Here is a 20,568-nt window from a genome sequence, read left to right as displayed (position 1 = left end):
CTGCCTGCGGACGAAGAGACAAGGACCCGACCTCAGACACTGATAGTCGTCTGTCGTCAGAGGGCACGACAGGTCGCGAATCAGACTGCCTTAGCACCTTGAAGCTGCCAAGCCGGCATCTGTCGCGTTCTGCACGGGCAGTCACATTTTTGGCTTTTGCTTTCGCTTAGAGTCGAAGCAGCACCCAGCCGATAGGGCCTGGATTCCCGATCCAGCGCCTGGCGTTACCTGTTGTGCCCTGCCTGGTGCGCCGTTCCTGACCCGGTTCGCCGACCGTTGCCGCCCTTGGGCGCACGTCGGCCGCGACGGCTGTCCTCACCGTAACTGCCCAAAAGGCCCAGACTCTGCATGGACATGTCGCATCAGGCTCTACCCACCGGCCAACCGGCGGTGGATATCGGCTTCGCCCGCTATTGCGCCGCCCTCTGGCGCCACCGCCGCAGCCTGCTCGCCTGGGTGGCGCTCTGCACGCTGCTGGGGGTGGCCTACGCCCAGTTCGCCGCGCCCCGCTACCAGGCGGTGGCGACCATCCAGATCGAGTACCAGCGCGGTATCGTACGTCTGGACGACGCCGACAACGGTCGCCCCTTGCCGCCACCGGAAGCCATCACCGAGATGCAGTTGTTGACCTCGCGGCGGGTGGTGGGCGAGGTGGTGGATGCCCAGGGCCTCGACCTGACCATCACGCCGCGCCGCCTACCGGTGCTGGGCGACTGGCTGGCGCGGCGCTATGAAGGGCGCCATGGCGACATCGCGCCCGCACGCTTCGGCCTCACCCAATACGGCTGGGGTGGCGAGCGCCTGGCGATCACCACGCTGACGGTGCCCGACGCCCTCTACGGTCAGCCGCTCACGCTCAAGGCCGAGGCGCCGGATCGCTTCGTGCTGTCTGACGCCCGGGGCACGCGACTGCTGGAGGGGCGCCTGGGCCAGCCGGCCCGTGCAGGCGCCCTGAGTCTGGACATCGCCCAGTTGCGCGCCTATCCGGGCACCGAGTTCATCTTGGTCAAGCGGCGTCGCGAAGTGGCCATCCAGGCCTTGCAGGAGCGGCTCAACGTCAGCGAGCGCGGCAAGCGCTCGGGCATCCTGTCGATCCAGTTGCAGGACCCGGACCCGCTGCGGGCCCAGCGGATCCTGCGCGGCCTCACCGAGGCCTACGTACGCCAGGATGTGGTGCGCAATGCCGACGAAGCCACCCAGCAACTGGCCTTCCTGCGCCAGGAACTGCCCCGGGTGAGTCAGCGCCTGGCCGCGGGCCGCCAGGCGCTCGACGCCTATCAGCGGCACCAGGGCTCCGTGGCCATTGGCGAAGAGGCGCGCAGCCTGCTGCGCCAGGCGGTGGACCTCGACGGCCAGCTCTCGGCCCTGGAGATGGAACGCCTGGCCCTGGCGCTACGCTTCACCACTACCCACACGCTCTACCAGACCCTGCTGGCGCGCCGGCAGGTGCTGACCCAGGAGCGCCAGGCCCTGCAACGGCGCCTCGGCGCGCTGCCCGAGACGCAACAGGAGGTGCTGCGCCTGCAACGCGAGGTGGAAGCGGCGGACAAGGTCTATGCGCTGATCAGCAAGCGCATCCAGGAACTCGCGGTGGTCCGCGCGGGCACGGTGAGCGACGTGCGCATCATCGATACGGCCTACGCCCAGATCGCCCCGGTCTATCCCAAGAAACCCCTGCTGGTGCTCAGCGCCCTGCTCTTCGGCTGCCTGGCCGGTGGTGCCTGGGTCTATCTGCGCGCCAGCCTGGAGCATGGCATCGAGGCGGGCGACGCCTTCGAACGGCTGGGCCTGCCGCTGCTGGCGCAACTGCCGCTCGCCCCGCGCCATGCGGTGAGCGGCCCGCTGCAGGCGCCCGCCGATCCCGCCTACCAGGAGGCGCTACGGATTCTGAGGACCAGCCTGGCCTTCACCCGCACCGCGGCGCGCAACGACCTGCTGCTGATCACCAGCGCCAGCCCGGCCGCGGGCAAGTCGTCGGTGGCGGTGCAGTTGGCCCGGGTCATGGCGGAAGGTGGAACGCGGGTGCTGCTGGTGGATGCCGACCTGCGCCGCGGACGGTTGCATCGGCGCCTGCAGGTGGCCCGGCGGCCGGGACTGGCCGATGTGCTGGCGGGCCTGGCCAGCCCCGAACAGGCGATCCAGGCTACCGCCGTACCCGGCCTCGACTGCCTGGTGGGCGGTACCCGGCCGCCCAATCCGGCCGAGCTGTTGATGAGTCCACGCTGCACCGAGCTGCTACGCCAGCTGCAGCATGACTACCAATTGATCATCCTCGATACCCCACCGGTGCTGGCGGTGACCGATGCGGTGCTGCTCGCCGCCCAGGCCGGAACCTGCCTGCTGGTCTCCCGCCACGGCTGCACTACCGCCAAGGAGATCGAGGCCACCCAGCGCCAGTTCGCCCACAGCGGCGTCGTCCTGCAGGGGGCGGTGCTCAACGGTGTCCCGCCGGCGCCCTTCACTCGCGGCACGCTGGGGGTATTGACCGGCTGAGCCATCGCATCCGCCGCTGACGCCAGCACAGGCCGTCCCGTGCTGGCGTCGTGCCAGCGCCTGTCATGAAAGCTCAACACAGAGTCCCTAGAGTGACCTGACCTCCCGAACGGATTCGTACTGATGTCGTCCGCTCCCCTGCACATCTCGCGCGTCGTCGCTCCCCCCAGCCAACGTTGCGCCCTCGATCTCTGTACCCAGTGGCCGGCGGTCGAGGCCGAGCACACCAATGCCCTGGTCATGGACCTGTTCAACGAGCGACGCGAGATCACCAGTCTCGCGGTGATCGAGAACGAACGGCCGATCGGTCTCATCAACCGGGACATCTTTCTCTCGCAGATGAGCAAGCCGTATCACCGGGAAGTCTACGATCGCAAGAGTTGCATCGCCTTCATGGACAAGGAACCCCTGGTGGTGGACGCCAGCCTGTCCATCGAGGAACTGACCCGGCGGACCGTCGAGGTGGGCGAAAAGGCCCTGGCCGACGGCTTCATCGTCACCCGTGAGGGGCGCTTCGTCGGCCTCGGCCTGGGCGTGCACCTGATGCGCATCGTCTCGGACCTGCAAGCCGAGAAGAATCGCCAGATCATGCACAGCATCGAGTACGCCAGCGTCATCCAGCGCGCCATGCTGCGCAGCTCGCGCGAGGCGCTGGCGGTGATGGAGCAGGACGCCACCCTGGTCTGGCAACCGCGCGACGTGGTCGGCGGTGACTTCTATCACTTCGCTCAATACGAGGACGGCTGGTTCGGCGCTATCGCCGATTGCACCGGCCATGGCGTACCCGGCGCCTTCATGACCATGATCGCCTCCTCGTCCCTGACCCAGGCCCTGCAACAGCAGGGGCCACGCGATCCCTCCGCCCTGCTGGCGGCGGTCAACCTGAGCGTCAAGGCCATGCTTGGGCAATCCGGCGATCTCTCCGAGTCCAATGACGGGCTGGACATCGCCTGCTTCTGGGTAGATCGCCGCGAACATACGCTGACCTATGCCGGCGCCCGTATGGCGCTCTACGTGCTCCCCCCGAACGAAGCCACGGCCGTGACCCTGGCGCCGCTACGCATCGGCCTCGGCTACGCCGACAGCCCCACCGACCAGTGCTGGCCGGCCACTACCCTGTCCCTGCAACCGGGTAGCCTGCTGTTCGCCACCACCGATGGCCTGGTCGATCAGATCGGCGGCCCGCGCCGGACCTCCTTCGGCAAGCGGCGCGTCCTGACCCGCCTGGCCGAATCGCGGCATCTGCCCACCGCGGAGCTCTGCCAGCAACTCAGCGCAGACCTCGCCACTTGGCAACAGGCCGAACTGCGCCGTGACGACCTGACCTTCTTCTGCATCAAGGTGGGCTCGCTGACATGCTGAATCCTTCCATGCAGGATGGGGCCTTTCTCGAAATCGCCCAGCAGCAACACGTCATCTTCTATCACCATGGCTACTTCTCCCATGGCATCGTCGCCGCCATGGCCGAGGTGGTGAAGCTGCAACTGGAATTCGAGGGGGTCAGCGGGGCCACCCGGCGCAAGCTGTTCTCCTCCTTCATCGAATTGTCACAGAACGTCCTGCACTATTCCGCGGATGCCCTGCCTACGGAGCCGCCCGAGGACGCCAAGCTGGGCCAGGGTTCGGTCTGTATCACTCGCCAGGACGGCAACTACCAGATGCTCTGCGCCAATCCCATCGCCAGCCACAAGGTCGCCGCCCTGCGCGAGCGCCTCGAACCGCTGTGCAGCATGTCGCTCGACCAGATCAAGCAGGCCTATCGCGAATCCTTGCGCGCCGAGACGCCTGCCGACAGCAAGGGCGCCGGGCTGGGCTTCCTGACCATGGCCCGAGATGCCAGCGCTCCGCTGGAATTTGCCTTCCATCCTTCCACGCAGCATTCGGGCACCACGCTGTTCTGCCTGAAAGCCACCATCTGACCAGGGCCCTATCCCCGTATGGACAACATGTTCATCGCTCCCACACCCACATCTCCCGAAGTGGATTTTCGCTTCGCCGATGATGTGCTCTGGCTCAAGGGAGAATCCTTTCCGGAAAACGCCGCCGCCTTCTACCTGCCGGTGATCGAGCAATTGCGTGCCTATCTCGGGCAACGCCAAGGCGCCACCATCGTGGTCAATGTGGCGCTGGCCTACTTCAACAGCTCCAGCACCAAGATGCTGTTCACCCTGTTCGATGCCCTCGACCAGGCAGCCCAGGCCGGTAATGTCGTCGAACTGCATTGGTACTTCGATGCGGAAGACGAGACCATCCAGGAGTTCGGTGAAGAGCTGCGCCTGGACTTCCAGGCGCTGAAGTTCTTCGAGCACCCTGAGCTGCCGGCATGACCGCCAGCGCCAGGTGCTTCAACCCGACGGCTCCGGGCCCCGATCTGTTCGAGCAGGAAGCTCTGGCGCTGCAGGCGGCCCGCTCGTTACATGCCGCGGGAGATGCCGAGCCCGATGCCTACCGGAAAGCACTCGGCGAGCTGACGCTGCACTTCGAGCGCCTGATGCGCGAGACGCGGCGGCTGATCACCCGCAGCGACCGCGCCGAACGCGAGATGAATGCGCTCAACCAGCAGTTGCAGGCGCTTACCCAGCAGCTGGAATACCGGGCGACCCACGATGCGCTCACCGGGGTGCTCAATCGCGGGGCGGTCATCGACTATGCCGGCAAAGCCCTGCACCAGGACGGCGGTGCCATGATCGTGCTGGATATCGATCACTTCAAACGCATCAACGATGAGTTCGGTCATCCGGCCGGCGACACCGTCATCCAGACCATTGCCCGCTGTCTGCAGGAGATCGTCAAGGAACCGGCCATCGTCGGCCGGGTGGGCGGCGAGGAATTCACCGTACTGCTACCGACACGCAATCCCGCTGCGGCCCTGGCCATCGCCGAACGCCTGCGTCAGCGCATCGCCCTGGACGCGACGGGGCCGGCACCGGTAACCGCCAGCTTCGGTCTGAGCATCAACGCACCGGGTACCGACTTCGCGGTCGCCTATGGCGCGGCCGACGCCGCCCTCTACCGGGCCAAGCGCGGCGGACGTAACCAGGTCGTGCTGGCCGACTGAACCTATCGAGCCAGCTTCAGCCCTACTCCTGCCGCTCGCCAGCACGCCATACCGCGTTCTCGGGCGCCCAAAGAAAAAGGGCCGCGACACCCGTCAAGGATGCCGCGGCCCCGACTCCAGCACTCCGTCAGGACTTCTTCCAATCCGGATAGCGGCGCTGATCGGCCGCGGGCGGGAAGTACTGATATAGCCAGGTCTCGCTCAGCGGACGGTCATGGGTACGGATGAAGGCACGCATCGCCACCGGCTCGGTGCTGTCGCTGGTGGGATACCAGTCGAACAACACCCGGTAACCGCCGATCTCGTCGATCTTGAGCACGTGGAAATCCTGCACCTTGCCGCTGGAGACGGTCACCACCGGCTCGATGCCGGTGCCCTCGGGCAGGAACGACAGGCCACCACCGTTGAAGTCCAGGGCGAAGCGCCGCGCCCAGACCTTGGGCCAATGCTCGCCCGGCGCCCAGCCTTCGGGAAAGCCGCCGATGCCGGTACGGGTGGCATAGACCCGCGCCAGCGGGGTGCTCACCGGCGGCAGGGCGCTCCAGTACAGCTTGTAGCCGAAGTGCAACGACTTGCCGGCGGTGATGGGTTCCGCCGGAGCCCAGAACGCCACGATGTTATCCAGGGTCTCGCCGGTGGTGGGGATCTCCAGCAGTTGGATGGCGCCCTTGCCCCAGGCGGTGGTGGGCTCGACCCACAGGCTTGGGCGACGGTCGTAGCGCACCATGACGTCCTGATAGCTGGCGAACTCATGGTCGGTCTGGACCAGGCCGAAGCCTTTCGGACTTTCGTCCTCGAAGGCGTTGAATTGCAGCTTGGGCGGATTGTTCAGCGGGCGGCAGATCCACTCGCCGTTACCCTTCCACATGGACAGACGATCGGAGTCGTGGACCTGCGGATGATAGGTAGCACAGGTCTGGCGCTCGTAGGTGCCGCAGTCGAACATGCTGGTCATGGGCGCGATGCCCATTTGCTTGACGTCGCGGCGGGCATTGACGTTGGCGTCCACCTCCATCACCACCCGGTCGTTCAGGCAATCGATGTCGAAGCGATAGGCCCCGGTGGCGCTGGGCGAATCCAAGAGCGCATAGACCACGAAGCGGGTGCTGTTCTTTGGCGGAGTGACGAACCAGAACTTGGTGAAGTCGGGGAATTCCTCGGGCAGATCGGCATAGGTGTTGATGGCCAGGCCGCGGGCCGAGAGGCCGTACTGGCGGGTCTTGTCCACCGCGCGGAAGTAGCTGGCACCGAGGAAGGAGACGATGTCGTACTGGGACAGGTGCGGCGCCTTGAACAGCTTGAAACCGGCGAAGCCCAGGTCGCCCTTGAGCTGGCTCTGGTCGACCCCGCTGTTGTTGTAGGTGAACAACTCGGGGCGGAAGTGCACTTCCTTGGCCTGGTGGGTCTTGGGATCGACCGAGTACATGCGTACCGGCGTCTTGAAGCCCATGCCGACGTGGAAGAACTGGATGTCCAGTTGGCCTTTTAGGTCGTGCCAGAGCGAGTGCTGGCTGTCGTAGCCGATGGCGTTGAACTGCTGGGGCGTCATGTTCGCCAGGGTGTCCGGCAGCTTCTGGGCGGTCGGCTGGTAGGTTTGGCCGGCCAGTTCCTTGGCGTGCTGCTTGAGCCAGTCGAAATCGAAGGCCTGGCCTTCGCCGTCGGCCGGATTGGCAAAGGCCTGGAGGGCGAACAGCCCGGTGGTGGGAATGCCGGTGTAGGCCGCCAGGGCCAGGGACGCTTTGAGCAGGTGTCTACGCTGCATGGATCAACCTTGGTTTACTAAGGATGAGAGATTCGGCCCAGCCGAACCGCCAGATAAGGAAAAAGAATGCACGATACCCGGATAGCTTCGCCATCGCACCGGTGAACTGCAGCCCAGCGCACGCTCTGGCCTGTCAGGAGGGTTACCAAAGCTTTCCGGTTCACACTTCCGCACAGAAGCGCAGAGCGACGGGGTCGGCCAGCGCGGGGCGGCCCCGACAACCGGTCATTTCCAGTCGCGACGCGATGTAGCCCTCGTGTTTCCCATCTTGCACGCTGGCGATGACGACATGATGCGGAACTCGGATGCAGTTTCGCTAGACCTCACCGGCCTTGGAACGCTCCCCTCAGGCGTTTGAAGCCTGTGTCTGGCTGAGGGTCGCTCGCCCTCCCCCACGCACTGTCATGCGGGTATCGTCAGAGCGTCACGCCTCGTAGAGCAGGGCATCGTCGGCGAACAGCCGCCCCTTGCCGGCCCGCTTGGCCTGGTAGAGTTGCCGATCGGCCTGTTGCAGGATGCCCGACGGCGTGAGGGTCGGGCACAGGCGAGCGAGGCCGGCGCTGAAGGAAAACGGCTTATCGGCCAGGCGGGTCTGCTGGAAAAGGCCTTTCACCGCCTCCACCACTTCCTGCTCGGTACTGTCGTTGAAGACGATGCCGAACTCCTCGCCACCCAGACGACCATAGCGGCCCCGCACGCAACAGGTGCCGAAGCTGTTGGCCATGGACTTGAGCACCTCGTCGCCCTGGTCATGACCGAACTCATCGTTGATGTGCTTGAAATCATCGATGTCGAGCATGACGAAATAGCCTCCCCGGTCACCGGGATGGTCGCAGGCACTTTGCAACTCCGCGAGCAAGGCGCGCCGACTGGCGATTCCGGTCAGGGCGTCGGTTTCCGCCTGGATGCGGTAACGCTCCTTGAGCACCAGGGTGTCGGACAGGATGCGCATGAAGGAGTAATTGATGAAGGCTCCCGACCAGAAGCACCAGAGCACCAGGATGTGGAACAACGGCATCTGGCTCGATTCGATGAACCATTGCACCTGGCCGTGGCAGAGCAGCACCCAGAAGAGCGTGATGATCAGCAGATAGTCGAGCAACCGGGGAATGAGGGTGGCGACGCCGTAGTTGAACATGATCGCGATCAGCAGCGACCAGATCGCCCCGTGGGTGCCAAGCGTCGCGATCTGCAACCTGAAGGCGACGGCCTCACAGATGAAGAACAGGATGACGGCGCAACGCCAGATACCGTCTTTTCGGGCCAGGAAGGCCCAGCCCAGGGCGCCGATCATGCCACCCAGGGCGAGTAGATCGGCGGGGGTCATGACCGTCTGGCTCGTCGGCTTGACCGTCACCGACAGCAGGTATCCGAGAATGACCAGCGCCTTGATGACGAGATTGGTCTTACGGAGTAAGGGCAGGATATGCGCTACCGGCAGCCCTTTCGAAAACGATAAGCGCATGAATCGCCCCTGAATTGTCATCGGCAATTTTCACACGCGCGATAAGCAATAGTCCCCCGAGAGACGCCTAGCGGCTAACCAGACCCGGATCAGCGGTTATCCGAAGCCAGCGGTCGTCAGTCATCCCCAGCCCAAATCCGCTGGGCAGAGCCCTATCATCAAACTATATCGACCGGGAGTTGGGGTAGTCGGCGGAGACGCTCGTCTGGCGTGCCCTCCTCCACCTGCCACCAGCTCGGCAGCAGCGCCCTGACCTCGGGTTGGGTGAATCTGTCGTCGATGAGATAGAGGCAGCCGCGATCCTGCACGGTGCGGATCACCCGGCCGGCGGCCTGGATGACCTTTTGCAGGCCCGGATAGAGATAGGCGTAGCGATAGCCGTCGCCGAAGCGCCGTTGCAGGCGCTGGCGCAGTTGTTCGTTGACCGGATTGAGCTGGGGCAGGCCCAGGGTGGCGACGAAGGCGCCGATCAGCCGCTCGCCGGGCAGGTCGATGCCCTCGCCGAAGCTGCCGCCGAGCACGGCGAAACCGATGCCACGGCCGTCGGCCTGGAAGCGCTCGAGAAAGGCCTGGCGGGCGGCTTCGTCCATGCCGCGGGACTGGCGCCACTGGGGTACGTCGGGCGCCAGCTCGGCCAGCGCCTCGGCCACCTGGTCGAGGTAGTCGAAGCTGCTGAAGAAGGCCAGGTAGTTGCCCGGTCGCTGGTGATAGCGGCTGGCGATCAGGGTGGCGATGGGGAGCCGGGAGGCGGCGCGGTCGGCGTAGCGGGTGGACAGCCGGATCAGCCGCACTTCCAGTTGCTCGGCGGCGAAGGGCGAGGCGACATCGACCCAGGCGCTGCCCGCCGGGACCCCGAGCAGGTCGCGGTGGAAATGCGCCGGCGTCAGGGTGGCCGAGAACAGGGTGCAGCTGTGCGCCGCCGCCAGCCGCGGACCGACGAAGGGCGCTGGCACCAGGTTACGCAGGTTGAGTTGCGACTGCGCCTTGCCGCGCCCCTTGAGCAGGGTGACGTCGAACAGCGAGTGATCACCGAAGGTCTCGCCCAGGCGCATGAATTGCAGCAGGTCGAAGAACAGCGTCTGCAACTCCGGCGCCGGCGGCTGGCCGGGCTCGCCGAAGTGTTCGGTGAGCAGGCCCACCACCCGTTGCAGGGCGGTGAGGAAGGCGGCGGGCAATTCCGGCTGCACCTGGTAGTCGACCTGCTGCTCCTTGTGCAGGCGATTCCACTCGCGATTGAGCGCCTGCAGGCCCCTGGCGATGGCCGGCGGTGCCACCGCCTTGCCGGCGGCCAGGCGGCGCTGGTCGAGGCTGGCGCTGTACATGCCGCGGGCGCGGTCGAGCAGGTTGTGGGCTTCGTCCACCAGCACCCCGACCCGCCACTCCTGGGTCTGGGCCAGGGCGTGGAGCATGGCGCTGCCGTCGAAATAGTAGTTGTAGTCACCCACCACCACGTCGCTCCAGCGCGCCAGTTCCTGGGCCAGGTAGTAGGGACAGACCTCGTGGGCCAGGGCCGTTTCCCGTACCCGCGCCCGGGTCAGTTGCGTGGGCTCGGCCAGGGCGGCGGCGCGGGCCGCCGGCAGGCGGTCGTAGAAGCCGCGCGCCAGCGGGCAGGACTCGCCATGGCAGGCCAGCTCCGGATGCTCGCAGGCCTTGTCCCGCGCCACCAGTTCCAGCACCCGCACCGGCGCGGCCAGGGTCTCCAGGCCATGCAGGGCCAAGGCGCGGCCAGGGGTCTTGGCGGCGAGGAAGAACAGGCGATCCAGCTGCTGTCGCGGCATGGCCTTGAGCATGGGGAACAGCGTCCCCACGGTCTTGCCGATGCCGGTGGGTGCCTGAGCCAGGAGGCAACAGCCGACGCTGGCAGCCTTGTAGACGGCCTCCGCCAGGGGCCGCTGACCGTGGCGGAAGTCGGCATGGGGAAAGGTCAGGTTTGCCAGCGCTTCATCCCGCGCGACGCGATGGGCCAGCTCCTGGCGCGCCCAGGCGAGAAAGCGCGAACACTGCAACTCGAAGTGCGCGGCCAGGTCCGCCGCCGTCCAGTCTTCGGTGAAGACGGTCTCGGCGCCCGTGCCGATGTCGAAATAGACCAGCGCCAGGGTCAGCTCCGACAGCCCGCGAGTCTGGCACAGCAGATGGCCATAGACCTTGGCCTGGGCCCAGTGCAGGTGGCGATGGTTGCCGGGCTGACGGTCCAGGCTGCCCCTGTGGGTCTTGATCTCTTCCAGGCGCCGGGCGGCGGCGTCGAAGCCATCGGCACGGCCGCGCACCTGCAGATCCTCGAAGTCGCCCTGCAGGCTGACCTCGCGTTCATAGTCGGGTCCGCGCCGCGCCGCCACCCGCTGGTGGCCTTCGATGCCTTCCAGGGCGGTGGGCGACGGGGTGAATCTCAGGTCCAGGTCGCCGGCCTTGGCGGTGAATTCGCAGAGGGCGCGAACGGCGATGCGATAGCTCATGCGGGCGTCGCGGCGGCCTGCCACTGCACGTGGCAGACGCTCACCGGGATGTCATGGGCGGCGAAGAAGTCCAGCCAGCGGCGCTGGTTATCCTGCAGGCGGTCGCCCGGGCCCTTCACCTCGATCATCCGATAGCGGCCTTCCGCCGGCCAGAACTGGATCAGGTCGGGCAGCCCGGTGCGGTTGTTCTCCGGGTCTTCCAGCAGCCGTTCGAAGCACAGCCGCAGGTGGCGCGCCGGCAGACAGGCCAACGCCTGGTCGAGCAGCTCCGCACCGAGGATGCCCCAGGCGACGAAGGGCGAGGCCAGGCCGCGCTTGCTGGCGAAGCGCTCGCGGATCACCGCCGGATAGGAGCCGTCGTCCAGTCGCGCCAGGCAGGCAGCGAAGGCCGCGGCGCGACGCTCGCGAAAGCCCGGCAGGCGCAGGTCGGCCGGCTCGCGTTGATAGGGGTGGAAGAAGGCGCCGGGGATGGCGAGGAAGATGGCATCCCAGCACAGCAGGCCGAACAGGCTGGTGAGCAGGGTGTTTTCCACGTAGTGCACCGGCGCCTCGTCACGACCCAGGTGTTCGCGCACCAGCCACTCGACCCGGCGCAGGCCATCGTTGACCAGTTCGAAGTCGAGGCGCTCCACCGTACTGGTCGGGCGGCGCTTGTTGGGTGGTCCGCCCTGCTTGCGCACCAGCCGCGGCAGGATGCGCGCCACCTGCTGGCGCTCGGCGTCATGGGCCGGGGCGGCGGCGATGGCCTCCGCCAGCGCCTGGGCGGCAGGCCAGTCCTCCAGCCGTTCGAGCATGCGCAGGGCGCGGATACGGGATTCGGGGTGCGCCGAGGCGGCGTAGAGGGCTTGCGCCTGGGCCAGCTCACCGAGGCGTTCGTGGTGCTGCGCCAGTTCATGTAGCAGCTTGCCGCGACGCAGTTCCAGCCAGGTATTGGCGAAGCGCTCAGCGGGCAGCAGCGGCAGCAACTCGGCGGCCGGCAGCCCATCGCGCAGCGCCTGGCGGCAGCGCTGGATATGCAGATAGGCATCCACCTCGTGCCGCTGGCCGAAGGCGCGGGATTCGGCACTGAAGGCCACCGTCTCGTACTGGAAGATACCCAGGTCGGCCAGCACGAAGTCGGTCCAGTCCTGATGCAGATTGCCGAAGAACAGCAGGCGCAGACGGTCGCAAAGGTCCATCAGCGTCAGCCGCCAAACGCCTTCTTCCACCAACTCGGGCACCGTAGCGGCCCAGCCGCTGAAGGCCAGGGGCGCGGTCTGCTCGGTCTCCAGCCGCGCCAGCCAGTCTTCCTTGCGTCCGGCCTTGGGCAGGCGGGCGCCGAAGCAGCCGAGCAGCTCTTCCTTGCGCAGCAGGGCGAAGAGTTCGATCAGGTGCAATTCGGGATCGGCCAGCAACCAGCCGAGGTCCACCAGCGGCATCGCCGCGGCACGGGGACAGCCGATCTCGGCATAGACCAGCTTGCTGGCACGAAACACCTCGCCCTTGCGCATCACCAGGCGCACCAGCAGCGCCCGCGAGGGCTGCGGCAAGTCGGCGAAGGCAGCGATGAAGCCCTGCTCACGCTCGTCGAGAAGATCGGGATAGCGCAGGGCGACCCAGTCCAGTACCCGCTGGAAGTTGTGCAGATAGTAGAGGGGGTCTTCGAGCGGAGCTTTCATGCGAAACGGGGAGCGAGGGTGATCGGCTGGCTATTTATCCAGCCCTGATCGGCGCGGGCAACCCCGATGCGATGCGCGGTCGTCTCTCCAGGGCGGCAGTCTTTCTTTCAGTTGAAGAACCCAGCCGCTAGTCATAGGATGACTGACAAATTCCAGAACAACTACAACTCCAGGAGTCCGCGCGTGAAGATCAAACGCATCACCGTCACCCCCATCGCCTTTCGCGATGCCCCGCTGCTCAACGCCAGCGGCATCCATGAACCCTATGCGCTGAGATCCATCATCGAGGTGGAAGGCGACAACGGCCACATCGGCCTGGGCGAGAGCTACGGCGACGCCCCGGTGCTGGCGGTGCTCAAGGCCATGGAAAGCAGCCTGGTCGGCCTCTCCGCCTGGGATCTCAATGGCCTGCGCGCCCGGGTGGTGGCGACCGTCGCCGGCCTGGCCGGCGGCGCGGTGGCCGGTGCCGAGCTGGCGCCCGGCTCCCATCCGAGCAAGCAGGTGGCCAACGCCTATTCCGCCTTCGAGGTGGCCTTCCTTGATCTGCAGGCGCGCTCCCTGGGCATCCCCCTGGTGGAGCTGCTCGGCGGCGCGGTCCGCCGCGAGGTGCCCTTCAGCGCCTATCTGTTCCTCAAGTACGCCGAACATATCGACGCGCCCTACCCGCCGGATCGCTGGGGCGAGGCTACCAGCCCGGAGCAGGTGGTGGCCCAGGCGGCGCGGATGATCGAGGAAAACGGTTTCCAGAGCATCAAGCTCAAGGCCGGCACCCTGCTCGGCCCGGACCACGAGGCAGCCTGCATCAAGGCCCTGCGCCAGGCTTTTCCCGCGGCGCCGCTGCGCATCGACCCCAACGGCAACTGGTCGCTGGAGACGTCCCTACGCATCGCCGAGCTATTAGGCGATGACCTCCAGTATTACGAAGATCCCACCCCGGGCCTGGACGGCATGGCCGAACTGCACCGGCGCACCGGCATTCCCCTGGCCACCAACATGGTGGTCACCGACTTCGACGAATTCCGCCGCAGCGTGGCGCAGAACAGCGTGCAGATCGTCTTGGCCGACCACCACTATTGGGGCGGCCTGCGCGACACCCAGATCCTCGCCCGGATGTGCGACACCTTCGGCCTGGGCGTGTCCATGCATTCCAACTCGCACCTGGGCATCAGCCTCATGGCCATGACCCACGTGGCGGCCGCGGTGCCCAACCTCGACTACGCCTGCGACACCCACTACCCCTGGCAGGAAGCGGACGAGGAAGTCATCCGCGGCGGCAAGCTGCCGATCCGCAATGGCTGCGTGGCGATCACCGACGCCCCCGGCCTGGGCGTGGAGCTGGATCACGAGCAACTCGCCAAGCTGCACCAGCAATTCCTCGCCATCGACATCCGCAGCCGCGACGACGTGCGCCAGATGCGCAAATACCAACCGGACTGGGAAACCCGCAAGCCACGTTTCTAGCAGCCCCGTGCCCCTGACGACCGGCCCCGCGCCGGCCGTCGACGGCTCCGCTTCCCACCTTTTCGCCCTGTACAATCGGCGGCGCACCGCCGTGCCAGAACAACGAGAAAAGACCTACAGGGAATCCGGGGAAGATGTTGAACGCACCACGCCTCACCGCACTCATGCTCGGCCTGGGACTGGCTGTCAGCGCCACCCTCGCCACCGCTCAGAGCTTCGATTCGCCGGAGGCGCGCGCCTACGTCGACGCCCTGCTGGCGAAGATGACCCTGGAAGAGAAGATCGGCCAGCTCAACCTGGTGAGCGTAGGGCCGGACTATCCCAAGGAAGCCATCATGGCGGACATCCGCGCCGGCAAGGTGGGCGCCATGTTCAACACCGTGACCCGTCCCGACATCCGCCAGATGCAGGACCAGGTCGTGCACAGCCGGCTGAAGATCCCGCTGTTCTACGCCTATGACGTCATCCACGGCATGCGCACCATCTTCCCCATCGACCTGGGTCTGGCCAGCACCTGGAACCTGGACGCCATCGCCACCAGCGGGCGCATCTCGGCCATCGAGGCCGCCGCCGATGGCCTCAACCTGACCTTCTCCCCCACCGTCGACGTGACCCGTGAACCGCGCTGGGGACGTGCCTCGGAGACCTTCGGCGAGGACACCTGGCTGACCTCGCGCATCGGCGCCACCCTGGTGCGCGCCTACCAGGGCAACGACCTGAGCGCCCCCGACAGCCTCATGGCCTGCGTCAAGCACTTCGGTGGCTATGGCGCGGTGGAAGCCGGGCGCGACTACAGCAACGTCGACATGAGTCCGCAACGCCTGCTGCAGGATTATCTGCCGCCCTACCGCGCCGCCGTCGAGGCCGGCGCCGGCTCGGTGATGGTGGCCCTCAACAGCGTCAACGGGGTGCCGGCCACGGCCAACCGCTGGCTGCTGCAGGACCTGCTGCGCAAGGACTGGCACTTCCAGGGTCTGGTCATCAGCGACCATGGCGCCATCAACGAGCTGGTCATGCACGGCGTGGCCCAGGACACCCGCCAGGCGGCGCTCAAGGCATTCAAGGCCGGCGTCGAGCTGAACATGCACGACGACGTCTATGGCAAGCAGTTGCCCGCCCTGCTGGCGGCCGGCAAGGTGACCCAGGCCGAAATCGACCAGGCCACCCGCGACGTGCTGCTGACCAAGTACCGCATGGGGCTGTTCCAGGACCCCTACCGCCGCCTGCAGGGCCCGGACCCGGTGGACACCAACGCCGAGTCACGCCTGCACCGCGCCGAAGCACGCCAGGTGGCCCGCGAGAGCCTGGTACTGCTGAAGAACGAAAAATCCGTGCTGCCACTGCGCAAGGGCACCACCCTGGCGGTCGTTGGTCCCCTGGCCGACAGCCCGCGCGATGTCATGGGCAACTGGTCCGCCGCTGGCGTGGCCGCCCAGGCGGTATCCATCCGCCGTGGCTTGGAAAACGCCGTGGCCGGCAACGGCAAGGTGCTCTATGCCAAGGGCGCCAACCTGCTGGCCGACCGCGATGTGCTGGCCTATCTCAACTCCTACGAGCCTTCGGTCGCCGTGGACGAACGCCGCCCGGCCGAGCTGATCGCCGAGGCGGTGGCCGCCGCGCGCCAGGCCGATGTGGTAGTGGCCGTGGTCGGCGAATCCCAGGGCATGGCCCACGAGGCGTCCAGCCGTGCCCGCATCAGCGTGCCGGATACCCAGCGCGACCTGATCAAGGCGCTCAAGGCCACTGGCAAGCCGCTGGTGCTGGTGCTGATGAATGGCCGGCCGCTGGCCCTGGAATGGGAACAGGAGCAGGCCGATGCGCTGCTGGAAGCCTGGTTCCCCGGCACCGAGGGCGGCAACGCCGTGGCCGACGTGCTGTTCGGCGACTACAACCCCTCCGGCAAGCTGACCATGACCTTCCCCCGCGAAGTGGGCCAGGTACCGCTGTACTACAACCACCTGAGCAGCGGCCGCCCCTTCGATGCGGCCAAGCCGAACAAGTACACCTCGCGCTACTTCGACATCGTCAACGGCCCGCTCTACCCCTTCGGCTACGGCCTGAGCTACACCACCTTCGACGTCTCGTCGCCGCAGCTGTCCAGCGCTACCCTGAAGCAGGGCGACACCCTCACCGCCAAGGTCAGGGTCAAGAACACCGGCAGCCGCGCCGGCGCCACCGTGGTGCAGCTCTACCTGCGCGACGTGACCGCCTCCCTGGCACGGCCGGTCAAGGAGCTCAAGGGCTTCCAGAAGGTGATGCTGCAACCGGGCGAGAGTCGCGAACTGGAATTCCCCATCACCGAGGCGGACCTGCGTTTCTACGACAACGACCTGAAATTGGTCTCGGAACCCGGCGAGTTCAAGGTGATGGTCGGCCTGGACTCGGAGCGGGTGCGCGAGGGGAGTTTCACGCTGTTGTAAGGGGCCCGACCCTCACCCCAACCCTCTCCCAAAGGGAGAGGGAGTAAAGCGGGTGCGCCTCGCTGCTCCTTCTCCGCGGATAGGGGGTCAAGCCGCTGCATCTCTGTGGCCGCTATCTCCGGATAGGGAGTGAAAGCCCTGCACCTCGTTGCCCCCTTTTTTAAGATAGGGAGTTAAGACCTGCACGTTGGTGACCCCCTCTCCCCTTGGGAGAGGGCTGGGGTGAGGGCTGCGATGGCGTCATGGCATCGCCTGCTTATCGTTTTGGGATGCCGGTGGCCCTGCACGGTCGAGGCCAAGTTAGCGAAACGGCCTGCAGCGGATCCTGTCCCTATCATGTTCGTTATAGACAGCCTGAGACAGGTGCCGGGATAGAGCCTGCGGAATTGACAACAGGCGGCTCCGGTATAACTCTCCAGCAATGAAAAACCTCGCCAGTCTCAACTCCATCATGTCGCGGCTGCACGCCAAGCAGCTGCGCCTACTCATCGCCTTGGCGGAAAGGGGCTCGTTGCTCAATGCCGCGGAGATTCTGGGGCTGACCCAGCCCGGCGCCAGCAAGGCCCTCAAGGAACTGGAATCTACCCTGGGCGTGGAGTTGTTTCAGCGCACCAATCGTGGCTTGTTGCCAACCCCGGCGGGGACCTGTGCCATCCGCTTCGCCCGGCTGATCCAGGCCGATCTGGACAAGCTGCGCCAAGAACTGCACGCCATCGCCAGCGGCTCGGGCGGCAAGCTGGCCATCGGCACCATCATGGGCGCCGTCCCCCTGCTCACCCACGCCATCACGCGGCTGCTGGAGCTGCAACCGCGGCTGTCGATCGAAGTGATGGAAGACACCAGTGAAAGCCTGCTGAGGCTGGTCGACCAGGGGCGCCTGGATGCGGCCATCTGCCGGCTATCGGTGAGCGACCGCCCGGAAGCCTATGACTCTCTAGTCATCAAGGAAGAATCCCTGGCGGTCATTGCTCACTCCTCCCATCCTGCGGTCAGTCGCGACCGGATCGAATTGCAGGATCTTTCGGACAGTCGCTGGGTGGTCTATCGGGCCAACATGCCGATGCGGCGCACCCTGGAGCACGAATTCTTCGAGGCGCAGTTAGCCTTTCCCCTGCACCTGATCGAAACCACTTCGGCGCTGACCACTCTCTCACTGCTCAGCCGCGATCCCCGACTGGTGGCCCTGGTCTCGGTCGAGGTGGCGGACTACGTCTGCCAGCATGGCTTGGTCAGTCGCCTGCCGCTCCAGCTCAAGTCCCGCAGCGAACCCTATGAGCTGGTCTCGCGCCGCAATGCCCAACAGAATCCAGCCCTCGACTTGCTCGTGGACTCGCTCTACGGCATCCAGGAAAACTGAACGAGCGGCGCAGACTTCAAGGCCATGCTTTGCCTGGTAGGCGCTTGGGCAAGCGTTAACCAGGCAAAAGCAGGCAGGAGCTCGGGTGTTCCGGTACTCAGGTCTTGAAGCGTCGGACCAGACCGTCCAATTCGCCGGAGAGTTGCGCCAGGCGGGTGGAGTCCTTGCTCGTGGACTGGGCCAGGCCCTCCACCTGCTGGGCGTCATTGTGGATCTGGGCGATATGACGATTGATGTCCTCGGCCACCTGATGCTGCTCCTCGGCCGCTGCGGCGATCTGCAGCGCCTGGTCGCGGATCTCATCCACCGATTGGCGGATGCCCTCGAAGCTGCTCCGGGCTTCGCCGATGGAGGCTACGCTGGTCTGCGAGAGCTCCAGGCTCGTCTCGATCTGGCGGGTAACTTCAAAGGTCCGGCGCGCCAGGCTACCGAGCAGACCATCGATCTCTCCGGTGGAATCGGCGGTGCGTTTGGCCAGGGCCCGTACTTCGTCGGCCACCACCGCGAAGCCACGACCCTGTTCGCCAGCCCGCGCCGCCTCGATGGCGGCATTGAGGGCTAGCAGATTGGTCTGCTCGGCGATGCCGCGAATGGTGTCGAGAATGGTATTGATGTTTTTGCTGTCCTGCTCGAGCACGGCCATGGCCTGGGCCGACTGGGCCAGACTGCCGCTGAGCTGATTGACGTTGCCGGTGGCCGTTTCGATCTGGCCGTGGCCTTCCTGCACCTTGCGGTGGCCAGCATCGGCGGAGGCTGCAGCCTGGCTGCAAGAGCGCGCCACATCGTTGGAGGTGGCGACCATCTCATTGAAGGCGGTGGAGACCATTTCCACGGCTTCGCGCTGGCGACCCGCCACTTCGTTCATGCTGGTCGCCATATCGGTGGTGGTGCGCGAAGCCTGCTGCAGGTCGCCGGCAGCCTGGCCGATGCTGCGGATCAACTGCCTGATGCTATCGAGAAATTGATTGAACCAACCCGCCAACGTGGCAGTTTCGTCCTTGCCCTGGACAGTGAGGCTCTTGGTCAGGTCGCCCTCGCCTTGGGCGATGGATTCCAGGCCCGCGGACACACTGCGGATCGGTCGTACGATCAGACCGGCGAAGGCTGCGCCGAGCAGGGCGAACAGGAGAGCCAGCACCGTGGTGATGCCAGCGATCTGCCAGGTCAGGCTGGTAGCCTTACCCATCACCTCATTGCGCTCGATCAGGCCGATGAAACGCCAACCCAGCGCCTTGGCGGGATAGACATTGACCATGTAGTCGGTGCCGTCGATGATGACTTCGCCCAGCCCGCTCTGGATGCCGCTCAAGGTCTGATAAGACTCGCCCAGGTCCTTGAGTTGCTTGAAGTTGTGCTTAGGATCACGCGGATCGACCAGTACGGTGCCGCTATCGTCCACCAGCAGCAGATAGCCACTCTTGCCGAGGACGATGCTCTTCACCAGATCGGTCAGTTGCTGCAGAGACACATCGATACCTAGCACACCTTTGAAGGCACCATTGGCATCGGTCAGGGTCCGCGCCGTGCCTATCATGGCCACGTCCTTCTTGGCGTAATAGTAGGCTGGCGCACGCACGGTCTTTCCAGGGTCCGCCATGGCCGCCTTGTACCAAGGCCTGACCCGGGGGTCGTAGTTGGCCATGGTGGGATCGTCGGGCCAGGCCACGTAACCGCCATCGGCCAACCCTACCTTGACGTAGGTAGTGGCCGGATGAGTGGTGAAATAAGGCTCGAACACTTGCAGCGCCTGGCGCCCGCTTTCACTCATGGGGGTCTGGGGAGCATCCGCCGTCGTATAGTTCTTCAGGCCGCTCAGTCCCTGGATCAAGGGCAGCTTGGCCAAATAGTCGACGTTCTGCTGAATGGACGCAAAGAACGTCTCCATGCCATAGCTAATTTGATGCATTTCCTGGGTGCTACTGTCCCGAAAATCCTCCACGGCCTGGCTGCGCAATTTCACGATCACCAACACGGCCACCAAGATAACGGGTACGCAAGCCGTTAAAGCAAATAGCGAAATCAATTTTTGCTTGATATTCATTCCCTGCCCCTAAAGTTTTTTAGCTTGACTACTTCTTTTCACATCCATGGCGGAAAACTTTAGTCTAAAAAAATCTTTAAAACACCTTTTAGCTAGCTAACGTTAGCCCCAACAAAACGTCATTCCATATTCCAGAAAGCAGTGGCAAAGGCCGCAAGGACAAGGATTTCCCCCTTATGCTGCCGGAAGAATTTTTCGATAAAAGCTACCTTTTCGCTGACGACAGGCGCCTTCGTTTCGGCGGGGGGGAACCTCTACTAAGCTCTGAAAAATCCTCCACCACGCCTGACTTGTAATATTTATCATTGAGATTAAGAGTTGTGCTGAGAATAATGCTTGAGCCAAAAAACCTTAAGGCATGCAGTAAGTTGAAATATTACTGGATTATGTACGAAAAAGT

The 20,568-nt window shown here is 65.2% G+C and carries 13 protein-coding genes; 8 read left to right on the top strand and 5 right to left on the bottom strand.

Annotation, left to right across the window (positions count from 1 at the left end; all coding sequences use genetic code 11):
* Nucleotides 1-348 precede the first annotated feature (348 nt).
* From FAZ11_RS17665 to FAZ11_RS17645, 5 genes are all read left to right on the top strand, one after another.
* Nucleotides 349-2,493 (top strand): polysaccharide biosynthesis tyrosine autokinase, encoded by a 2,145-nt coding sequence (locus FAZ11_RS17665; RefSeq protein WP_058782163.1) that lies wholly within the window; start codon nt 349-351, stop codon nt 2,491-2,493.
* 123 nt (nt 2,494-2,616) lie between these two features.
* Nucleotides 2,617-3,855 carry a SpoIIE family protein phosphatase gene (locus FAZ11_RS17660; protein ID WP_058772590.1) on the top strand — a complete coding sequence of 413 codons (1,239 nt, stop codon included), beginning with the start codon at nt 2,617-2,619 and terminating at the stop codon, nt 3,853-3,855.
* Nucleotides 3,849-4,412 carry a SiaB family protein kinase gene (locus tag FAZ11_RS17655; RefSeq protein ID WP_058760059.1) on the top strand — a complete coding sequence of 188 codons (564 nt, stop codon included), beginning with the start codon at nt 3,849-3,851 and terminating at the stop codon, nt 4,410-4,412. Before FAZ11_RS17660 ends, FAZ11_RS17655 begins: the two co-directional genes overlap by 7 nt.
* Nucleotides 4,413-4,430: 18 nt before the next feature.
* The gene (locus FAZ11_RS17650) at nt 4,431-4,820 is read left to right on the top strand and encodes a DUF1987 domain-containing protein (RefSeq protein ID WP_058760058.1); all 390 of its coding nucleotides are present in this window, start codon (nt 4,431-4,433) and stop codon (nt 4,818-4,820) included.
* Nucleotides 4,817-5,551 carry a GGDEF domain-containing protein gene (locus FAZ11_RS17645; protein ID WP_058768726.1) on the top strand — a complete coding sequence of 245 codons (735 nt, stop codon included), beginning with the start codon at nt 4,817-4,819 and terminating at the stop codon, nt 5,549-5,551. The genes FAZ11_RS17650 and FAZ11_RS17645 overlap by 4 nt, the downstream gene beginning before the upstream one ends.
* Before the next feature lie 127 nt (nt 5,552-5,678).
* Here the strand turns inward: FAZ11_RS17645 and FAZ11_RS17640 are convergent, their stop codons facing one another.
* From FAZ11_RS17640 to FAZ11_RS17625, 4 genes are all read right to left on the bottom strand, one after another.
* On the bottom strand, nt 5,679-7,313 hold the full coding sequence (locus tag FAZ11_RS17640) for a glucan biosynthesis protein D (protein ID WP_058760056.1): 1,635 nt from the start codon (nt 7,311-7,313) through the stop codon (nt 5,679-5,681).
* Between the two features lie 424 nt (nt 7,314-7,737).
* The gene (locus FAZ11_RS17635) at nt 7,738-8,778 is read right to left on the bottom strand and encodes a GGDEF domain-containing protein (protein ID WP_058760055.1); all 1,041 of its coding nucleotides are present in this window, start codon (nt 8,776-8,778) and stop codon (nt 7,738-7,740) included.
* A gap of 158 nt (nt 8,779-8,936) precedes the next feature.
* Nucleotides 8,937-11,231 (bottom strand): ATP-dependent DNA helicase, encoded by a 2,295-nt coding sequence (locus tag FAZ11_RS17630; RefSeq protein ID WP_058772607.1) that lies wholly within the window; start codon nt 11,229-11,231, stop codon nt 8,937-8,939.
* Nucleotides 11,228-12,889, bottom strand: coding sequence for a VRR-NUC domain-containing protein (locus FAZ11_RS17625; protein ID WP_058772592.1), 1,662 nt, complete (start codon nt 12,887-12,889; stop codon nt 11,228-11,230). Before FAZ11_RS17625 ends, FAZ11_RS17630 begins: the two co-directional genes overlap by 4 nt.
* 183 nt (nt 12,890-13,072) lie before the next feature.
* On the opposite strand from FAZ11_RS17625, the gene FAZ11_RS17620 reads away from it, so the two are divergent.
* The 3 genes from FAZ11_RS17620 (at nt 13,073) to FAZ11_RS17610 (ending at nt 18,127) form a co-directional block, all read left to right on the top strand.
* Nucleotides 13,073-14,350, top strand: a complete 1,278-nt coding sequence (locus FAZ11_RS17620) for a glucarate dehydratase family protein (RefSeq protein WP_058772593.1) — start codon at nt 13,073-13,075, stop codon at nt 14,348-14,350.
* Nucleotides 14,351-14,484: 134 nt separating this feature from the next.
* Nucleotides 14,485-16,770: a beta-glucosidase BglX gene (gene bglX, locus FAZ11_RS17615; RefSeq protein ID WP_058772594.1), complete on the top strand. Its 2,286-nt coding sequence runs from the start codon at nt 14,485-14,487 to the stop codon at nt 16,768-16,770.
* Nucleotides 16,771-17,191: 421 nt separating this feature from the next.
* Entirely contained in the window at nt 17,192-18,127 is a 936-nt protein-coding gene (locus tag FAZ11_RS17610) for a LysR family transcriptional regulator (protein ID WP_058772595.1), read from the top strand.
* Nucleotides 18,128-18,224: 97 nt separating this feature from the next.
* Here FAZ11_RS17610 and FAZ11_RS17605 read toward each other — a convergent pair whose 3' ends face one another.
* Nucleotides 18,225-20,168 (bottom strand): methyl-accepting chemotaxis protein, encoded by a 1,944-nt coding sequence (locus FAZ11_RS17605; protein ID WP_058782161.1) that lies wholly within the window; start codon nt 20,166-20,168, stop codon nt 18,225-18,227.
* Between the last annotated feature and the right edge of the window lie 400 nt (nt 20,169-20,568).

It is taken from the genome of Pseudomonas rhizoryzae, assembly GCF_005250615.1.
GTDB lineage: Bacteria > Pseudomonadota > Gammaproteobacteria > Pseudomonadales > Pseudomonadaceae > Chryseomonas > Chryseomonas rhizoryzae.
Note: the sequence above shows the minus strand (reverse complement) of the source record. Positions and strands in the feature narration are given on the sequence as shown.